This is a genomic window from Mesorhizobium sp. M1182 (genome assembly GCF_040318335.1).
Taxonomy (GTDB): domain Bacteria; phylum Pseudomonadota; class Alphaproteobacteria; order Rhizobiales; family Rhizobiaceae; genus Mesorhizobium.
The window spans coordinates 156,955-173,617 of sequence record NZ_JAMYMD010000002.1; the positions used below are offsets into that span (position 1 = coordinate 156,955).

Here is a 16,663-nt window from a genome sequence, read left to right on the forward strand (position 1 = left end):
TGTTACAGGAGGCCGCCATGGACCCGAGCATTCACCAGGCACGTTGGCTGCTTTTTCCGTTATTTGGCCTGTGTTTCGGGGTCGCGGCCATTGGATTTATTGTTGGCTGACGGTGGAAGTCGGCGCTACCGCGGAGAGACGCAACCAAAGGAAGGCAAAAGACTTGCGCAGTAAATAGTCCCTTCCTGCGCTAGCGAGACCCACCAGTTACCATCGTGGGACTGGTGGGCCTTGACGTTCCGGACGCAAACCATTGTTTTAAGCATCACACGAATTCGAACAGGAGGCAGTACGACAGAGCCGTATGATTAAGGGGAGTTCCGACATGCGACGGGCAAGTTCATTGATGACGACCCGGAAACGAAGGACCGGATCTTCACGAGGACGTCGTGTCGGCATTTCTGTAGTCGTCTTGACCTTCATTCTCGTCGTAAGCCCCTATCGCGTCGTGTTCGATGGCCCGCAGGCTGCCTGGGCCAAAGATGGCGGGAACGGCAACGGCAATGGCGGGAACGGGAACGGGAACGGGAATTCGGGCAATTCGGGTGGAAACTCCGGCAATTCGAACTCGAACGCTGGTGCCGGCAAGGGCAAAGCAAAGTCGCAGGACGACAATCTCCCTGATCCCGCCCCTGCGGTAAACCCCGATAGCAAGCCAAAACTCTTTGTCAACGCATCCACAGGAGACCGGGTCGAGGTGAGCGGCCCGAGCATTGGCGTGGTGCATTCGAACGGACTCAGCGAACGCATCGACAGCGACCAATATGAAATGCGGGATGCCGAGGGCCGCATCATCATTCGGCGCCTGGCGACGCGTTCCGATCGGGACAGGTTGCTTGGAATGATCAACTGAGGGCCAGTTCACATGGCCGCGCAGTGCGGCAATTTCGGCTCAAGCATGATCGCGAACAGGCGGATGGCGGCGCTCAGTCGCGTCGCGCAAGGTCATGGCAGCTTCGGTCCTGTTGCTGACGTTGAGCTTGGCCAGGATTCGCGTCATGTGGTGCTTTATCGTCTTTTCATGGAGGTTCAGCCGAAGCCCGATCCGCTTGTTGCTCAGTCCCGCGGCAACCAGCGTCAGGATCTCCCTTTCGCGGCTGGTGAGGTCGGCAAGTCCGTCAGCTTTCGCCGGCTCTTTTGATTGAGCCGAGAGATCGGCCAACAGGCGCGCCGACAATTGTGGACAGACATATCGTTCGCCCGACGCTACCGTGCGCAGGATCGCAGCCAACGTCCTCGACCCGACCCCCTTCAGAACATAGCCCCTTGCCCCGCTCTGCAACGCGGTCATCACGTGCTGGTTTTCTTCCGAAACGGTCAGCATCACAATTTTCAGTGCCGGATGCCGCTCAAGGGCCGGTCCGATCACGCCAAGGCCACCTCCAGGAACCGAGATGTCCATCAGCAGAATGTCGGGCCGCTGGTCTTCGATTATCCGCAGGGCATCGTCTCTGCTGCTTCCTTCACCGACGATCTCGAACCCGCCGATCTGATCGAGCGTGCGCACAACGCCTTCCCTGAACAGCGGGTGGTCGTCGACGATGGCGAGCTTGATGGCTACTGTCATGTCTGCCCCATTTCAACGATGTTGAGGGCCATTCTTACGACTGTGCCACTCTGTGAGGAAGTTACGGCAAACTGGCCCCCGAGGCTTTCCACCCGCTCGCGCAGCCCTACGAGTCCCAGCCTCTCGGGACGCACGATTTGCGGGTCAAAGCCGGCGCCGGCGTCGGCCACTTCGATACAAACGCGCTCGCCGTCGAAATGTTTCTCGACCGACTGACCTTCACCTCCGGCATGACGGAATCCATTGTTCAGCGCCTCCTGGACGAAGCGGAAGATGCAGATCTTGGCCGCCGGCGACAATGGCGCATGGCCGCCGGTCATCGATAGTGTCACTTTGACGCCGGTTCGTTCTTCGTGCGCCCGTACGGCAAGCTGGAGAATTTCACCCAGTTCGGCATGCTCGATATGCGGCAGGACAAGGCCCTTGCTGATGCTCCTGATCTCGCGCATGGCATCGTCCAGATGTGCTTTGATGGCCAGCAATTCCTGTGCACGCTTCGATTGCGGCGTAGCGGGATCGGCAATGACGGGGCTGTCGATCCCCAGCGCCGCGAGAGCAACCAATTGCGCCGGGCCATCGTGCAAGTCCGCACCGATGCGCCTGAGATAGCGTTCGTTAAGTGCGGTGGCACGCTGCGAGGCACGCTGCACCCGCAGCCTCAACAGTCTGTTTTGCGCAAGCAGATCGGAAAGCTCGGCAATGCGCTGCTTCAACGAGCGGCTCTGCGAACTGATCATGCGGCTGCCACGGAACACGATTGCCGACAGCCCGAGAAAGAAGGCCGCTGTGACGGCGGCAACGTCCAGCCAGGTTCGAATGAGTGCCTGATGCAGGTTTCTTTCAAAATCAGTGGCGACCTCGTAGAATTCTGAAACGGCCACCACTTCCCCTGACCATGGCTGCAGCACCGGATTGTAGATCTCGAGAAGATGCAAGCCGCTGGCCCTTTCGGCCTCGCTGTCCGAATCGTCCAGCTTGTCGAACTCCGAGACCATTTGGCCTGCGAATGCCGCCCGGAGATTGTCGCTGGGTTCAAAGCGCTTGCCGATCAATGTCTTGTCGGTCGAATACAGGATGGTTCCGTCGCGACGCCAGAGCTTGAAGGATTCGAGCCTTGTGCCGAGTGCCCCTTGTCCCAGCGTTTCATCGAGCGCGTGGGCGACGCTCTCGTCGAGCACTTCGCTCTTGCGCATATCCGGAAGCAGCGGCGCGATGACGCTGTCCACGTAAAGAGCCGTTGCGGAAGCCGAATTCTGCGTGACCACGGTTTCTATATGGTTCGTGACGGAAATCCCCACCACCACCATGGCTGACAGGGAAAATAGACCGCCCGCGAGCAGGAACTGCGTTGCCAGCGACAGCGCATTCCAACGGTCAACAAGGCTTGTCAGCCTGTGTGGCTTGGTGTTCCGAATGGCCCGCTCGGCAGCACGCCGCACCAGTGGCGCGATTCTGGAGAGCCGGCTAATCCGTTGTCGAACGTCGCTGAAAGACGCCATCCTAGGTGTGTAACCGATCAATCGCGATGGAACTAGGGCCTGATGAGAGGGCGAACAGCGTATCCGGCGCTTTTTTGGGCAAACCGTCTCATTGCGTCGTTCGGTAAAGCTCGGACGCGGCCTGCTTCAGTGCCGCCCGTCCATCCGGCCTCAGATACATCATGTGCCCGCCCTCCAGCACCTCGGTGCGAATGGGCTTTGCGCCGGCAAGCGAAGGAATTTGACCAAGCAGGTAGCGCGAGCCCATGTACGGCGTCACCAGGTCGCTGTAGCCGTTGACGATCAGCACGCCGAGGCTGGGGTTTAGCACGCGCGCCTGTTGAAGGTCGTCCATGACACCCGCATAGCCCTGACGCGTCGCGCTCGTCCCATAGTCCCAATTGCCGCTGACTTCACGGTTGAGAAGCCGATAGCTGATATCCGTGCGGAAGTTCAATTCATCACGCACATAGCCGACGAAAGCGGAGGTGAGCGCCGGCACGCTTCGGTCGAGCACCGGATCGGGACCCTCGACTCCCAGGCTCTCTGGCGCCACGTCCGCTGTCGCGATGTTGCCGTCATAGGCGCTGAGAACATTGCCCTTTGCCCGTGCAAACTCCTTGGCGAACAGCCCTATGGGAATGCGTGCAAAGTGCCGCTGGACGAGATCGAGCGGCAGACCGGTGATTGCGGCGACACGCTGGCTCGCCAGGCGTCCACCCTGCTCCAGCCCACCGGCCAGCGCGGCCAGATAATCGCCGAGCGCATAGCGTTCGACTTCCGCCAGCCGCTCCTGCAGGGCCGGGCCGGAAACGCCTTCGCTGTGTAGGCGCACTGCCGCCAGCGACGGCAGTTCCAGCGCCCAGTGGAGCGGCTGGAACTCGTCTGGGCGCACCAGCGTGAATTCGAGCGCCGGCGAAATCAGCACGACGCCACTCGGGCTGATGCCGATGTCTTCCTGAAGCTTCCTGGCGAGCAATGCTGCTCGAAAGCCGCCATAGCTTTCGCCAGCCAGGAAGACAGGCGATGCCGTACGGTTCGTCTGCGCCAGATAGAGCCGGATAAACGCGCCTATCGACGCGACGTCCTGGCTGACGCCCCAGAAGCTGTGTGCTTCTGTGCCGGGCGCTTCACGGCTGTAACCGGTTCCAACAGGGTCCACAAAGACCAGGTCGGTCATGTCGAGCCAAGTGTCGGGGTTGTCGAACAGCCTCTGCGGCGGCGGCAGGAAACTTCCATCGGCCGCCGTCGCCAGGACCCGCGGACCGAGCGCGCCGAGATGAAGATAAGCGGAAGCTGCTCCCGGACCGCCATTGAACACGAAGGTGATCGGGCGCCGCGGATCCGGTCCCGTTTCTTTCCCGGAATGCAGTGCATAGGCGACGTAGAAAATCTCGGCGGTGATATCGCCTTTGCCGGACGGCAATGACAGCGTGCCGGCCTTGGCCTCGTAATCGAGCGTGCGTCCGGCTATGACGATCGAATGATCGGAAGTCTGCGGCGGTGGCAGGAGCGAGAGAACCCCGCCTGTGGGCGGCGGCCGCTGGGCCGTCTCCGCGTGACCCACCCCAACTCCGGCAACCAACAGCAGAAGAGCGAGGGCGATTTCTTGCAGCTTGATAGGCATGACGTCTCCGGAGCAATTGGCTGGAAACTAGCACACCGTCGGCCGAACCAAAGTCACAGCACCGTGCGCCAGTACATCTGACAAGAAGAGGGGTCGGATTTGGAAATCCGATGCCCAGGCGGAAGATAGGGCGCGAGGGTCACGGCAGCAGCCTCAACCTCTTCCAGCAGATGCGTGCGGCGGATTGGCGGACCAAACGACTTCGTGAATTTTCTGCCGGTTGACTCGATTGGCCCACTTCCTAGGTTGGCATTCGGGGCTCCCGTGCAATCCGAAGTTGGTATGACATCTTTCCACACCCGAAAGCTTGCCTTTCTCCTTCTATCGGCAAGCGCCGCCATCCTGTCTTCCTGCGTCATGCCCGACGACACGTCGAGCACTGCGAAGGAAGACGCCACGGCGGCGGCAGCCCGCAGGGAGATGGTCGGCCTTAGCGAGGCGGACGTTCGAATGTGCGCCGGCTTTCCGACCGCCACTGCCGATGTCGGCAAATCCGGCCAGATCTGGACCTATCAGCGCGTCGTTCAACGCGGCAATCTCAACATTGTCGTTCCGACCGTGGCCATTGGCCCGGTCCCGGCGCTGGGAGGTTCCGTCAACGTCGCCCCCGGCGGCTATTGCAACACGCAAATTCGAATGGTTGACGGTCATGTTGCCGAGGTTGCCTACGCCGGCGACAACAACCTGCCGAACAACCGCGATGCGCTCTGTGTCAGCACGGTAGACGCCTGTGTCGCCTACGCCCGTCAGTATCATCCAGGCAGGACAATGGGCAGATAGCGTGATGAGTGGCATTGCCGCTGATCTGAACGCCTGAGATTTCTGGTTTGCCGGCTAGTATCCTCGATCCCGATCGAGCATCACCGATTTGACCTGACATTCCCCGCTCTCAACCGCCGACCCCATCGCGAATAGCGGAGAAATAGCGGTCGGTTCCGACCTGCCCACCCTTGAGGGCAATTTCCAGCCCATCGATCGCCTTAATGCTTGAATGCGCCACACAAAGTGGCGAGCCCGGCGATGCCGGCAGCGGCATTCGCACAGTCAGCGCGTCTACGCCCATCTGGCCAAGTGCATGGCTCGACGTGTCGCCGCCGGCGATGACCACGCGCAGTAGCTTCTCTTGAAGCGTCAGTTCGCGGAGAACCTCGCCAAGGCCGTGGCCGAGCTTATGGCGGGCGCCTTCCCGGAGATCGATTTCTGCACCGCGGTCGGCCGCAGGCCCGAGCGCGGTGTAGAGGATGACGCTGCGCCCGGCCCGTAGGCTGGAGCGGCCGGTTGCCACCGCGCGCGCAATCGCGTCGTTCGAAGCCTCAGAAACCAGTTCGACTGGGTCGAGCTCGATCCCGTCGAAGCCGTCGGCCAGAGCATAACGGATCTGTCGTTCCGTCGTCGGCGAGCAGCTCCCCGAGACCACGGCGATCCTGTCGGCAGCGCCCGGCGGCGAAAAGGCGGATTTGGTATCCACGATCCGGTTCGCTGCCCATTCGACCAGCAAGGCATATTCGATGCCTGAAGAGCCGACGACGAAATAACCGCCCGGCTTGCGAGCGCGCCAAATCTCCTTGCCGGCAAGTGCCTGGGTTTCCAGGCTATCGACATCGACAAGCACAATACCTGAGCCATTCTCCACAAGCCGGTCGAATGCTTTCGACCGCGACGCAGACTGCAGCGTCGCCAGGTCGACCAGGCCCGAGGCGAGGCTGGTCTGGCGCGACAGATGGATCAGCAGGTCGGATTCGTCCATCGGCGTGGTCGGATGGCGGCTCATCACGGGATGGCGGTCGATGCGGAAATATTTTTCGCGATAGGCCGCGAACAGATGACCGAAGGCGGTGTAGCGCTTCAGCTGCGGCGCGCCGACCACCAGCGGCACGCCCTCTTGCCGGAAAACCGAGCGGCCGATTTCGATCGCCCGGCCGATGCTGCCGATTGCCGGGCTGGAATCGAAGGTCGAGCAGACCTTGTAGTGGCAGATCTCGGCGTTGACGGTCTTCAGCCAGGCGAAGGCATCTCGCAGATGCGTGTCCATCCACTGCGGCGTCTCGCTGCGGCTGGTGCCGGCCAGCCCAAGGGCGCGGCAATGCGCAAATTGCGAAAGCAGCGCCTCGTCCGGCTGGCGCATGAACAGGACGGTCGGCACGCCGCCGAGCTCGAGCGCCTCCATAACGTCGGTCGAGCCGGTCAGGTCGTCGCCATAGTAACTCAGAAGCAGGTTTTGCATGGCGTCAGGCCGCCTCGCCGCCGCCGAACTTCTCGATCGACCGCGCCAGCTCGACATGGCTCAAGGCATAATCCGCCAACGAAATGTCCTGGACCGCCGCCTGCCAGGCCTGCTGCACGGCGCGCACGCCGGCGCCCGGCCCGTCCGGGTGGCTGACGATGCCACCGCCGCAGAGATAGAGAAGATCGACCGTCCGGCCGGTTCGCTGGAAGGTTTCAGGCGCCTGCCCGCCCCACTGGCCGGAGCCGGCGACCGGCAATGCGCAATCGGCCGGCGAAAAGATCGGCGTGGTCACCGCCTTGAAGGATTCGACGAAGGACCAGTCGGGTTCCCAGTATTTTGAGGCGATGCCGTTGATCTGGAACTGGTCGACGCCGAGCAGCCGCCAGAACTGCTGCCAGACCTTGAAATCCATGCCAAGGCCGGGATGACGGGTGAGAATGTCCCAGCCATTGCGGTGGGCATGGAGCACAAGGCTGGAGCGTTTTCGAAGGTAAGCCATGCCGCCGAAACCGATCGAATTGATATTGACCACCGCGCAATTGCCGCCGGCCTTTGCCACCAGATCGTGGTTTCGCATCATCTCGTCGGGATCGGCATGTGAAATGCCGAAGGCATACATGACCTTCTTACCGGTCTTCTGCTCGTGGTCGAGGATCAGCGGCATGATTGCCCTCACCCGCTCCGACAGCGGCGAATAGGCCGGGCTCATCAGCTTCTCGTCGTCCTTGATGAAGTCGACGCCGGCCGCAATCAGCTCTTGCACCATTGCGGCCGTCTCGTACGGGCGGAGTCCCAGCGCCGGCTTGACGATGGTCCCGATGATCGGACGATCCACGACACCGGTCAGCCTGCGGCTGCCCGTGACGCCGAATTGCGGGCCCGGATGCGCGCCCCGGTACTCCTCGGGCAGCCTCATGTCGACGACACGAATGCCGGACAGGCCCTTGATCGAAAAGGTGCCGCCGATGACGATGGTCATCAGCGCCGACAGGTCGGTGCCGATGGCGTCCAGCGGAAAGGCGATGTCGACGTCGGCGCGCTTGACCGGGCCGTTGCGCGCTTCGGGACCGGTTTCGGGAAGAGACGGCCGATCCGCATCCGGCAGATGCCGTATCGCCAGGACTCGCGCTGCGACCCTGGCCTTGAGCTCTTCGGTCTCGCCGGCCAGCGCGACGAAGGTTCCGGTCGACTGGTCGCTTGCGATCTTGGCCGCCAGCGCCTCGATATTGCCCGGCGTTTCGATGCGATAGGTGAGAACAATCATATTCGCGCGGCCTGCCGGGTGGTTCGAAAAAGGTTCCTTGGCCCTTGAAATCTGGTATAATGAGTACATAAGCTTTGCAAGCCCTATCCGGCTTGGCGGTAAGGGCGAGCCGGCAGCAGGCGTTCCGGAATTCACGGCGGAAATGCTAGATAGGGGCCGGTCAAAGGAGTGATTCGCGACGATGAACCGTTCGGAGCCGATCGTCCGGCGCAAGCTTTCCGACGAAGTATTCTTGAGACTGAAGCGCCTGATCACCAGCGGCGAATTGCTGCCGGGTGACGACATGCCGTCGGAGCGCGAATTGATGGAGCGCTTCGAGGTCGGCAGGCCGGCGATCCGCGAGGCAATGCAGGCGTTGAGCAATATGGGCCTTGTCGCGATCTCGCATGGCGAGCGGGCGAAAGTGCTGCAGCTGACCGCCAAGTCGATCATCAAACAGGTCGACGGTGCCGCCAAGATCATCCTGTCGTCGTCGAAGGACACGCTGGAGCACCTCAAGAACGCGCGTATCTTCTTCGAGCGCGGCATGGTCAGGGAAGCCGCGGAGAAGGCAACCGCCGAGGACGTGCAGCGGTTGCGGGCAACGGTTGCCGAGCAGCGCAGCCATCGTGGCGACTCGGAAGCCTTTATATCCGCCGACATGAAATTCCACACCCAGATCGCGGCAATATCCGGCAATCCGATCTATGTCGCCGTCAGCGAGGCAATGCTTGGCTGGCTAAAGGAATACCACACCGAAATGCTGATCTGGACTGGCAAGGAAAAGTTCACGCTGACCGAGCACGAAGAGATCATCGGACGCATCGAGGCCAAGGATGCGGATGGCGCCGAGAAGGCGATGATCAAGCACCTCGAACGCTCGCGTGCGCTTTACGTGATGAACTCCGGCAGCTGAAAATCAAGAGCAAGGTCCCGACCGCAGCGGCCGGCACCTTGCTCTCGGCCTACTGACTGACCACAGATCAGCCTGAGCCCGGACCGACGCAGTTTTCTGTTGCGTCTGAATCCGATGTATGTGCCGCGTGTTTTCATTCAACGATTTCAGCATTTGCATCTTCCCAGCCATGGATTTCCGCGGCCCGCTTTCGTCAGCAAGCCCGCATAGGCCCTCCTGGAGGCGCCGCGCTTGTTCTGGGATTGGCAATTCTTGCAAAGACTATGCTAGGCTTGCCATCCGAGAACGATACTGGAGTACCGCAATGGCTGACAGGGGCCTCCACGTTGTGATCTGGCTGCCGTCGAATTTCTATTCGGCCGTCGTCTCGACGCTCGTGGAAATGTTTCAGCTTGTGAATGACGTCTGCCGTTCGCAGGTTCTCTCCTGTGAGTTCGTTTCAAGGAGCGCGCCGTCGGCATCGAGCACCGGAATTTCCTTCCCGACAAAGGCTCAACCATCCCGGAAAATGGATGTCCTGATTCTCATTGCCATGCCGGGTGTCGAGATTCCGGAGCTTCTGCGCTCGCTCGACGAGGAGAGTGAGCATTCAAAACCGCTGATCGCGCTCGCGCAGCAGCAGGACGCAATCATCGCAGCACATTGCGGCGCGTGTTATCTGCTCGCCACTTCGGGATTGTTGGACGGCAAGCGCGCAACGATATCCTGGTGGCTGAAGAACGAGGCAAGCCGCCGGTTTCCGCAAGTGCGATGGGACGCTTCCCGCCTGCTCATTCGCCAGGACCGCCTTTACACATGTGGAGGCGGGTTTTCCGGATTCGAACTCGCCAGGGCTTTGCTGATCGATCTGGGCTTCGAGAAGGAAGAACGGATCATTCGAAAACTTCTGGTTCTTCCTCCGCCGCGCAAATTCCAGAGTCCCTACGAATTTCCTCTCGACAAAATTTCGAACGAGGCCAGCCCATTCGAGAACAAGCTGCGCGAGCTCTCGAAAGACAAGATGTCAGAAATCGATTTGAAATTTCTTGCAACCGAATTGGCAATGTCTTCGCGAACCCTGTCTCGCAGGGTTTTCGACGAGCTCCAGACAACGCCGGGAAAATGGATCCAGGAAAGGCGGCTGGAGTTGGCAAGGTCCATGCTTGAGGAAACGAAACTGAGCGTCTCAGAAATCTGCTATCGGGTGGGATATCAGGACGTCGCTTCGTTCAGCCGTCTTTTTTCCAAGACAACTGGAATGGCACCAGGCGAGTTTCGAAAGCAAGTCCGGTGACAAGTCGGCAGCGGAAGTGCTGCGGCTACGGGCAACCGCTGCGGAACTGCGGCGATTCATGAACCCCGGCGTGACTTCAGCCAATCCGGACGATTGCGTAGGGCGTCATGACAAGACGGTCTCGGCCCGACGCGTCGCGCTGAATCTGGCGTGACGTTCGTCCATCCCAGATCTTCAGAGGACCCCGATCGGAGCCGAGCCCGGAAACATCGACTGGAAGGTCGTCCGGAGTAAGGTTCGCCAGCCAGACGATGATCTTGCCTGTCTGGGAGTGGCCGGCCAGTGCCAGCACCCGCGTCTCATCGGTCGTTGTCGCCGCCACATGCGCATGGCCGGCCAGATCGCAAAGTCCTTTCACCGCGTGGAAAATCGGCCGGGGTGTACCTTCTTTGACAGGTTCGCCCGACGAGGCCAGCACGCCGAATGGTCCGGTGAAGCTGCAGAGCGTCAGCATTTCGAGCCCGGCCGGCGCAACGCGCGCGGCATAGCCGATCGTCCATGCGGCCCCGAACAGCCCGGCATGGCGAGGGTCGCGGTTGGCCATGGCAATGCGCTGACCGTCAGGATTAGCCTTGGTCGCGCCGCCATAAGGGTTCTGGCGCATGGCAATGGTCGACGGCCCGATCCGATAAGGTATTGTTCCGAAGATCGTTCGTACTGACGCCGTGATGAAAGGCAATGCCTCCAGCGATTGCATGACGCTGAGATCGTCGGCGGCGTGCACGATCGGGCAGGTGCAATGCGTGACGAAATCGAGCAGGTCGGCCGGCACACGCTTGCGATTGAGTTCGGTGAAATAGCTGAACATGCCGCCGCCGAGGCGGCTGTCGGGAAAGGCGCGCCGCGCCGCGGCGTAGACGTCTTCGAGCGGCGGGCAGTGCGGCCACGCGCTGCCCGGTGGCGTCGACTGCCGGTCGACCGAGGGCGAGACGGCAATGGCCGAAAGCTTGAGCCCGGCCTGGCGCACCCTGTCGGCGACGCCTGAAAGCTCGGCGTCGAGATCGCCGTCGCCGGCAATGACACATTCGAGCGTTGTCCGGACCGGATAGGCGGCGGCGAGCCGGGCGTAGGATCGCAAGGCGTCGAGCCCATGGCCACGCGTCGGGTCGTAGTGGAACATCAATTGCTGCGGACCAAGCTCGCACAGCATCGGCAGCTTGCCCAGCGCCGCCTCGACCTCATCCGGGTAGATGATCACGCCAACATCCGGCAGCGCCGGTCCGGCTTGGCCGAGCGTGACGCGAATTGGTTCCGCGATTGCCGCAGCGGCCGGCACTTTCCCGCGACCCTCTATCCGCAAACTAGTGGTCTGGCGGAAGGTCTTGCCGGCAGGCAGCACATAGGGCCATGGCAGCGCGAGCGGCCGGACATAGGTCTTGTAGGAGGCATCCGACCAGTTGCGCTGGTCCTCCATCTCGAAAATGTCGCCTTGCATCCGGCATTCGGCGGTGACGCCCGGCCGGACCTCATAGGTGATCGCCCGCAGATCCTTGAAAGGCTGCCAGGGATCGATCAGCTCCGGAAGCCGCGTCGCGACCACGCTGCCATCGGTATGCTCGACCGTGACCGGGCTGCCGGCCAGCCCGGCAATTGGATGCAGGATGCAGAAGCCGCAGCGATTGGTCTCGAAATCGTTGTCGGGAAGAGCGCTCACGTCGAAGATCAGCTGGCCATCGGCCGAGCCCTTGATGGTCGCACGGAAGTCGAGCCGGCTTCCCTCTGGTCCGAAGCAACCTGCCGAATAGCTGACGAAGAAAGCGTCATCGCCCTGGTCGATGATTAAATCGGTGAGCGCCGGCTCGTAGGTGCCCCAGTCGCGATCCCTGACGATGAAGGCGACGGCGCGCAGAACCTCGGTGCCGCCATGCCGGATGGTGCGCAGATTGCCGTTGACGAAGTCCGCCGTCAGCGCGCCGGCGCGCAGCCTGACCGGTTCGGCTTCAACGGCACGTGTGCCGTAGAGGAGGAAGGCGTCGGCTGTCATTTCAGCAAGGCGTCGAGTTGCACCGGCTCCCGGCTTGCGGCGCCAGCGTACGCAGCCTCGACCAGCGCTAATGTCTTGAGGTTGTCCGCGCCCGAGGTCGCGGGCTCGGTTCCCTTGGTCAGGCAGTCGACCCAATGCTTTTGAATGGCGACGACGCTTTCCTGGATGTTGTGCCACGGCCGTGATGCCCAGGCCAGCAGCGGTGGCGAGACGTCGCTCACAGCTGTCCCGCTCCTGCCGGTGACGGTGAGCCGGTAGCCCTGCGCCAGCCGGATCGTGCCGTCGCTGCCGTCGATCTCGATCAGCGTCTCCGGAAACGGCTCGGTAGCGAGCTTGCTCGCGTAGCTGCAGTCGACCACGGAAGTGGCGCCGCCCGTGTGGTCCATCAGCATCGTCGCAACGTCCTCGCCGGCAATGCCGGGATTGATGCGCGCCGTTCGCGCAGTGACGGTCGAGACGTCGCCCAGCAGGAAGCGGGCTATGTCGAGGATGTGGATACCCAGATCCTCGATGATGAAGCGCTTTCCCGTCGCCAGATAAGGCTGGCCGGAAAACACGTCATAGGCAGAGCGGAACGAGATCCGTCCGAAAAAGGGGGTGCCGATTTCGCCGCTGTCGAGCACGGTACGCACCGCCTGGATCGGCGACTGCCAGCGAAAATTCTCATGCACCATCAGCGGCACGCCGGCGTCAGCACAGGCCTTTACCATCGCCTTGGCGTCGGCAAGCGTCGGCGCAAACGGTTTTTGGCAGATTGCCGGAACGCCGTGCTGCGCCGCCATCTCCACGAGCATTCTGTGGCTTGGTGCCGTGGTGGCGATGTCGACGAAATCCAGCCTTTCGCCGGCAAACAGCGCTGCCGCGTCGGTATAGCGCCGTGCGACCCCGAACTGGTCGCCAATGATCCGTAGCCGGTCCGGATCGCGGTCGCAGATGGCGGTGATCGAGGCGCCCTCTATATCGCGCCAGGCATGCATCTGGTTGATGGCAAAGAAGCCGCAGCCGATCAGCGCTCCACGCAGTTCCGCCATGTCAGCCGGCCTTTGCCATCTGCATCAGCGTGACACGGCTCTGCAGCCGGCGCTGTGCCTGGTCGACGACGACGGCGACGATGATGACGAGGCCCTTGATCACCATCTGCCAGAACGAACTCACTCCCATCATCACCAGCCCGTCCGAAAGGATGCCGATTACGAAGGCGCCGACAATGGTGCCGCCGATCGTGCCGCGACCGCCCGACATCGAGGTGCCGCCGAGCACCGCCGCGGCAATGGCGTTGAGCTCGAAGCTCTCTCCGGTCGCCGGATGCGACGCCATCAGCTCCGACGAGATGATCAGCCCGACGATCGCCGCGCAGAAGCCGGAGAACATGTAGACGAACATCTTCACCATATTGACGCGGACGCCCGAAATCCGCGCCGCCCGTTCATTGCCACCAACCGCGAAGATGTGGCGGCCGAGCGGGGTGTACTTGGCGAGATAGGCCGCCCCTAGCGCAACGACGAGCAAAATCCAGAGCGCAACCGGCAGGCCGAGCAACCGGCCGGCGCCGAGAAAGCCGAATCCGGTGGTGCCGAGCTCCGGCTTGCCGACGAGATTAGGGAAAGTACGGCCGTCCGACGACAGCAGCGCCAGGCCGCGTGCGACGTAGAGCACGCCGAGCGTGGCAATGAAAGGCGCAACGTTGAGCCTGGTGATCAGCAAGCCGTTGACGGCGCCGATCAATATGCCGACGGCAAGCGTGATCAGCGCGATCTCGAAGACGTTGAAATAGATGGTGTAGCCGACCTGCAGGTCGATGCCGTTGAGCACGAGATAGCCGGCCACCATGCCGCACAGGCCGACGATCGAGCCGACCGACAGGTCGATGCCGCCGGTGATGATGACGAAGGTCATGCCCATTGCGAGGAATGCGTTCAGCGCCACATGCTTCGACATCAGGATAAGATTGGCGGCCGATAGGAAATTGGGGGCGGCTATCGAGAAGAATAACAGCACGGCGATCAGCGCGATGAACGTCCTCGCCTTCATCAGCGTCAGCAGGACCGAGCCGCCCGACATGGAGTTGACCGCCGCCTTGGCTGGGATGTCAGTCATGCGTCTTGCTCTCCGTGCGGGACCGGTCCGTGGCCGAAGGCGGAGGCAGCGACGAGTGCGGCCTCCGTCGCCTCGGCGCGGTCGAACATGCCGGTCAGTTTTCCATTGCTCATCACCGCGATGCGGTCGGACAACGCCATCACTTCGTCGAGATCGGAGGTGGCAAACAGAATCCCCAGGCCGTCGCGCGACAGCTTGCGCATGGTGCGGAACACGTCGGCCTTGGCGCCGACGTCGATGCCGCGGCTGGGCTCGTCCATCAACAGCACCTTCGGCCCGGTGAGCAGCGCCTTGCCGATCACCACCTTCTGCTGGTTGCCGCCTGACAGCGACGAGACTTCCTGCGCCGGATCGGCGACCTTGATCGCCAGTTCGCGCACCGTCCGGGCCACCGCCTGTCGTTCGGCGGCACCGCGAATGTGGAACAGGCGCACGAACCGCGACAGGCTGGCCAGCGTCAGATTGCTGGCGACGGAGAGGATTGACACCAGCCCTTCGCGCTGGCGGTCTTCGGGGATCAGCGCCAGGCCGCGCCGGATGCGCCGCGTCGTGTCGCGCTCGTGCACTTTCTTGCCGGCAATGAATATCGTGCCCGTCGAATGGCCGTGGCGGCCCATGATGCAGTCGAACAGCTCGCTGCGTCCGGCGCCCATCAGGCCATAGATGCCGAGAATTTCGCCGGCGCGCAGCGACAGCGAGACGTGATCGACCGCAAGCCCGCCGGTGACGCGCGGCAGGCAGATGTCCTCGGCGCGGAATATTTCCTCGCCCGGCACATGGCCGTCGGCCTTGGCGAAGTCCTTGGCATCCGAGCCGATCATCTGCCGCACGATCCACTGGGTGTCGACGTCTTTCATCTCCGCCTGGCCGGTGATGCGGCCGTCGCGCAGCACCGTGATGGTGTCGCCGATGCGGATCAGTTCCTCGAGCCGGTGCGAGATGTAGACGATTGCCACGCCGCGTGCCTTGAGGTCGGCAATCACCTTGAACAGGATCTCGACTTCCGCCGCGCTGAGCGCCGAGGTCGGTTCATCCATGATCAGGATGCGCGCATCGAGCGAAACCGCCTTGGCGATCTCGACCAGCTGCTGCTGGCCGATGCGCAGATCCTCGACCAGCATGTCGGGCCGGATGCCGGCTTCCAGGCGTTCAAGGAACTCCGCCGCGCGGCGCTCCTGCTCCTTGCGGTCGATCTTGCGGAAGCGGTTGGTGATCTCGCGGGTGGCGAAAATATTTTCGGCGACAGTCAGATTGCCGAACAGATTCAGCTCCTGGAAAACCATGCCGATGCCGCGGCTCACGGCATCACCGGAAGACGAGAATGAAACCTCCTCGCCGTCCAGCAGGATGCGCCCGAGCGTCGGTTGCTCGACGCCGGCGATGATCTTCATCAGCGTCGATTTGCCGGCTCCGTTTTCGCCGACCAGCACGTTGACCGCGCCTTTGCGCACCTCGAAATTCGCCCGCTTGACCGCGACGGTGCCGGAATAGACTTTCGAGACGTCCTCCAGCTTCAGGATGACATCTTGATCGCCGCTCATGACTTCGGCCCGATCTTTGCCTCCGCCGGCGTCACCAGCGGCAGGTCCTGGCCACTGCCCGGCGTATAGGCGCCAAGTACCTCGACGCTGCGGCCCTCGAGTGCCTCGCGCGGCAGCTTGGAAAGCACGGTCTTGTCGGCATAGGCGTTGAAAGCCTTGCCGAACTGGGCGAAGTCGATCTGGTTGGTGAAATCGTTGAACTGGATGAAGTCGAGGCTGTCGCGCAGCGCGGTTCCGCGCATGGCGGGTCCGATCTGCACCCGCGCGTCCGCCTTGCCGTCGCCGTCGGCATCGACGTCCATCGTCGCCGCGCGTGACTGTGTGTTGGCTGCCACGACCTTGCCCTCGAGCCGAACGGCGAAGGTCCATGGCGAATTCGCCTGCTTCTTCGGGTTGCCGTATTTGGCGCCGGCAGCGGCGGGATCGGTCTTGGCCAAGGTGTGAACCTCGGCAAACGGCCCGGCCTTCTGCTGCAGATAGGGTATGACTTTCGCCGCCCAGATGTCCGCGACCATCTTGTCGGGATCGAATGCGGAGCCAGTGCCGCCGTTTTCCGCCGACGGCGTCGGCAGGATCTTGCAGGCGGTCAGGCTGCCTATTGCTGCGAGGAACAACGCGACAAGGATCGGCCGGGTCAGCGTGTTGAACATGTCGGCTCGTTCGGCATGGCGGTCAGGAGCACCCAGAGAAATGGAGGCAAGGGCGAAATG

The 16,663-nt window shown here is 62.2% G+C and carries 14 protein-coding genes; 4 read left to right on the plus strand and 10 right to left on the minus strand.

The window, feature by feature from the left end:
* The first annotated feature begins 412 nt into the window (after positions 1-412).
* Positions 413-853: a hypothetical protein gene (locus tag NKH33_RS03340; protein ID WP_352918185.1), complete on the plus strand. Its 441-nt coding sequence runs from the start codon at positions 413-415 to the stop codon at positions 851-853.
* Between the two features lie 39 nt (positions 854-892).
* Here NKH33_RS03340 and NKH33_RS03345 read toward each other — a convergent pair whose 3' ends face one another.
* The 3 genes from NKH33_RS03345 to NKH33_RS03355 all read right to left on the minus strand — a co-directional run bounded on the left by NKH33_RS03345 (position 893) and on the right by NKH33_RS03355 (position 4,672).
* Positions 893-1,567: a LuxR C-terminal-related transcriptional regulator gene (locus tag NKH33_RS03345; RefSeq protein WP_352448141.1), complete on the minus strand. Its 675-nt coding sequence runs from the start codon at positions 1,565-1,567 to the stop codon at positions 893-895.
* Positions 1,564-3,006 carry a sensor histidine kinase gene (locus NKH33_RS03350; protein WP_352918187.1) on the minus strand — a complete coding sequence of 481 codons (1,443 nt, stop codon included), beginning with the start codon at positions 3,004-3,006 and terminating at the stop codon, positions 1,564-1,566. Before NKH33_RS03350 ends, NKH33_RS03345 begins: the two co-directional genes overlap by 4 nt.
* 148 nt (positions 3,007-3,154) lie before the next feature.
* The gene (locus NKH33_RS03355; RefSeq protein WP_352818039.1) at positions 3,155-4,672 is read right to left on the minus strand and encodes a S10 family peptidase; all 1,518 of its coding nucleotides are present in this window, start codon (positions 4,670-4,672) and stop codon (positions 3,155-3,157) included.
* A gap of 282 nt (positions 4,673-4,954) precedes the next feature.
* Between NKH33_RS03355 and NKH33_RS03360 the strand changes: the two genes are divergently transcribed.
* Positions 4,955-5,452, plus strand: coding sequence for a hypothetical protein (locus NKH33_RS03360; protein WP_352741965.1), 498 nt, complete (start codon positions 4,955-4,957; stop codon positions 5,450-5,452).
* A 109-nt stretch (positions 5,453-5,561) separates the two neighbouring features.
* On the opposite strand, the gene NKH33_RS03365 is transcribed toward NKH33_RS03360, so the two are convergent.
* Together NKH33_RS03365 and oiaX are read right to left on the minus strand one after the other, a co-directional pair.
* The gene (locus NKH33_RS03365; RefSeq protein ID WP_352469596.1) at positions 5,562-6,896 is read right to left on the minus strand and encodes a four-carbon acid sugar kinase family protein; all 1,335 of its coding nucleotides are present in this window, start codon (positions 6,894-6,896) and stop codon (positions 5,562-5,564) included.
* Positions 6,897-6,900: 4 nt separating this feature from the next.
* Positions 6,901-8,163, minus strand: coding sequence for a 3-oxo-isoapionate-4-phosphate decarboxylase OiaX (oiaX, locus tag NKH33_RS03370; protein WP_352469595.1), 1,263 nt, complete (start codon positions 8,161-8,163; stop codon positions 6,901-6,903).
* A gap of 181 nt (positions 8,164-8,344) precedes the next feature.
* Between oiaX and NKH33_RS03375 the strand changes: the two genes are divergently transcribed.
* The gene (locus tag NKH33_RS03375) at positions 8,345-9,058 is read left to right on the plus strand and encodes a transcriptional regulator NanR (RefSeq protein WP_292663135.1); all 714 of its coding nucleotides are present in this window, start codon (positions 8,345-8,347) and stop codon (positions 9,056-9,058) included.
* Positions 9,059-9,362: 304 nt separating this feature from the next.
* Entirely contained in the window at positions 9,363-10,331 is a 969-nt protein-coding gene (locus NKH33_RS03380; protein ID WP_352918189.1) for a GlxA family transcriptional regulator, read from the plus strand.
* 76 nt (positions 10,332-10,407) lie between these two features.
* Here NKH33_RS03380 and apnL read toward each other — a convergent pair whose 3' ends face one another.
* From apnL to NKH33_RS03405, 5 genes are read right to left on the minus strand one after another with little or no spacing between them, the layout of a single operon-like run.
* Positions 10,408-12,315: a D-apionate lactonase gene (gene apnL, locus NKH33_RS03385; protein WP_352918190.1), complete on the minus strand. Its 1,908-nt coding sequence runs from the start codon at positions 12,313-12,315 to the stop codon at positions 10,408-10,410.
* Positions 12,312-13,346 (minus strand): Gfo/Idh/MocA family protein, encoded by a 1,035-nt coding sequence (locus NKH33_RS03390; RefSeq protein WP_352767585.1) that lies wholly within the window; start codon positions 13,344-13,346, stop codon positions 12,312-12,314. The genes apnL and NKH33_RS03390 overlap by 4 nt, the downstream gene beginning before the upstream one ends.
* Before the next feature lies 1 nt (position 13,347).
* Positions 13,348-14,412, minus strand: coding sequence for an ABC transporter permease (locus NKH33_RS03395; protein ID WP_023675478.1), 1,065 nt, complete (start codon positions 14,410-14,412; stop codon positions 13,348-13,350).
* Entirely contained in the window at positions 14,409-15,953 is a 1,545-nt protein-coding gene (locus tag NKH33_RS03400; RefSeq protein WP_352469590.1) for a sugar ABC transporter ATP-binding protein, read from the minus strand. Before NKH33_RS03400 ends, NKH33_RS03395 begins: the two co-directional genes overlap by 4 nt.
* On the minus strand, positions 15,950-16,603 hold the full coding sequence (locus NKH33_RS03405) for a DUF2291 family protein (protein WP_352682588.1): 654 nt from the start codon (positions 16,601-16,603) through the stop codon (positions 15,950-15,952). Before NKH33_RS03405 ends, NKH33_RS03400 begins: the two co-directional genes overlap by 4 nt.
* Between the last annotated feature and the right edge of the window lie 60 nt (positions 16,604-16,663).

What these genes read in the sequence shown, in the direction of transcription:
- NKH33_RS03345 (WP_352448141.1), bottom strand. Translation starts at nt 1,567, where the DNA reads ATGACAGTAGCCATCAAGCTCGCCATCGTCGACGACCACCCGCTGTTC.
- NKH33_RS03355 (WP_352818039.1), bottom strand. Translation starts at nt 4,672, where the DNA reads ATGCCTATCAAGCTGCAAGAAATCGCCCTCGCTCTTCTGCTGTTGGTT.
- NKH33_RS03360 (WP_352741965.1), top strand. Translation starts at nt 4,955, where the DNA reads ATGACATCTTTCCACACCCGAAAGCTTGCCTTTCTCCTTCTATCGGCA.
- NKH33_RS03365 (WP_352469596.1), bottom strand. Translation starts at nt 6,896, where the DNA reads ATGCAAAACCTGCTTCTGAGTTACTATGGCGACGACCTGACCGGCTCG.
- oiaX (WP_352469595.1), bottom strand. Translation starts at nt 8,163, where the DNA reads ATGATTGTTCTCACCTATCGCATCGAAACGCCGGGCAATATCGAGGCG.
- NKH33_RS03375 (WP_292663135.1), top strand. Translation starts at nt 8,345, where the DNA reads ATGAACCGTTCGGAGCCGATCGTCCGGCGCAAGCTTTCCGACGAAGTA.
- NKH33_RS03380 (WP_352918189.1), top strand. Translation starts at nt 9,363, where the DNA reads ATGGCTGACAGGGGCCTCCACGTTGTGATCTGGCTGCCGTCGAATTTC.
- apnL (WP_352918190.1), bottom strand. Translation starts at nt 12,315, where the DNA reads ATGACAGCCGACGCCTTCCTCCTCTACGGCACACGTGCCGTTGAAGCC.
- NKH33_RS03390 (WP_352767585.1), bottom strand. Translation starts at nt 13,346, where the DNA reads ATGGCGGAACTGCGTGGAGCGCTGATCGGCTGCGGCTTCTTTGCCATC.
- NKH33_RS03395 (WP_023675478.1), bottom strand. Translation starts at nt 14,412, where the DNA reads ATGACTGACATCCCAGCCAAGGCGGCGGTCAACTCCATGTCGGGCGGC.
- NKH33_RS03400 (WP_352469590.1), bottom strand. Translation starts at nt 15,953, where the DNA reads ATGAGCGGCGATCAAGATGTCATCCTGAAGCTGGAGGACGTCTCGAAA.
- NKH33_RS03405 (WP_352682588.1), bottom strand. Translation starts at nt 16,603, where the DNA reads ATGTTCAACACGCTGACCCGGCCGATCCTTGTCGCGTTGTTCCTCGCA.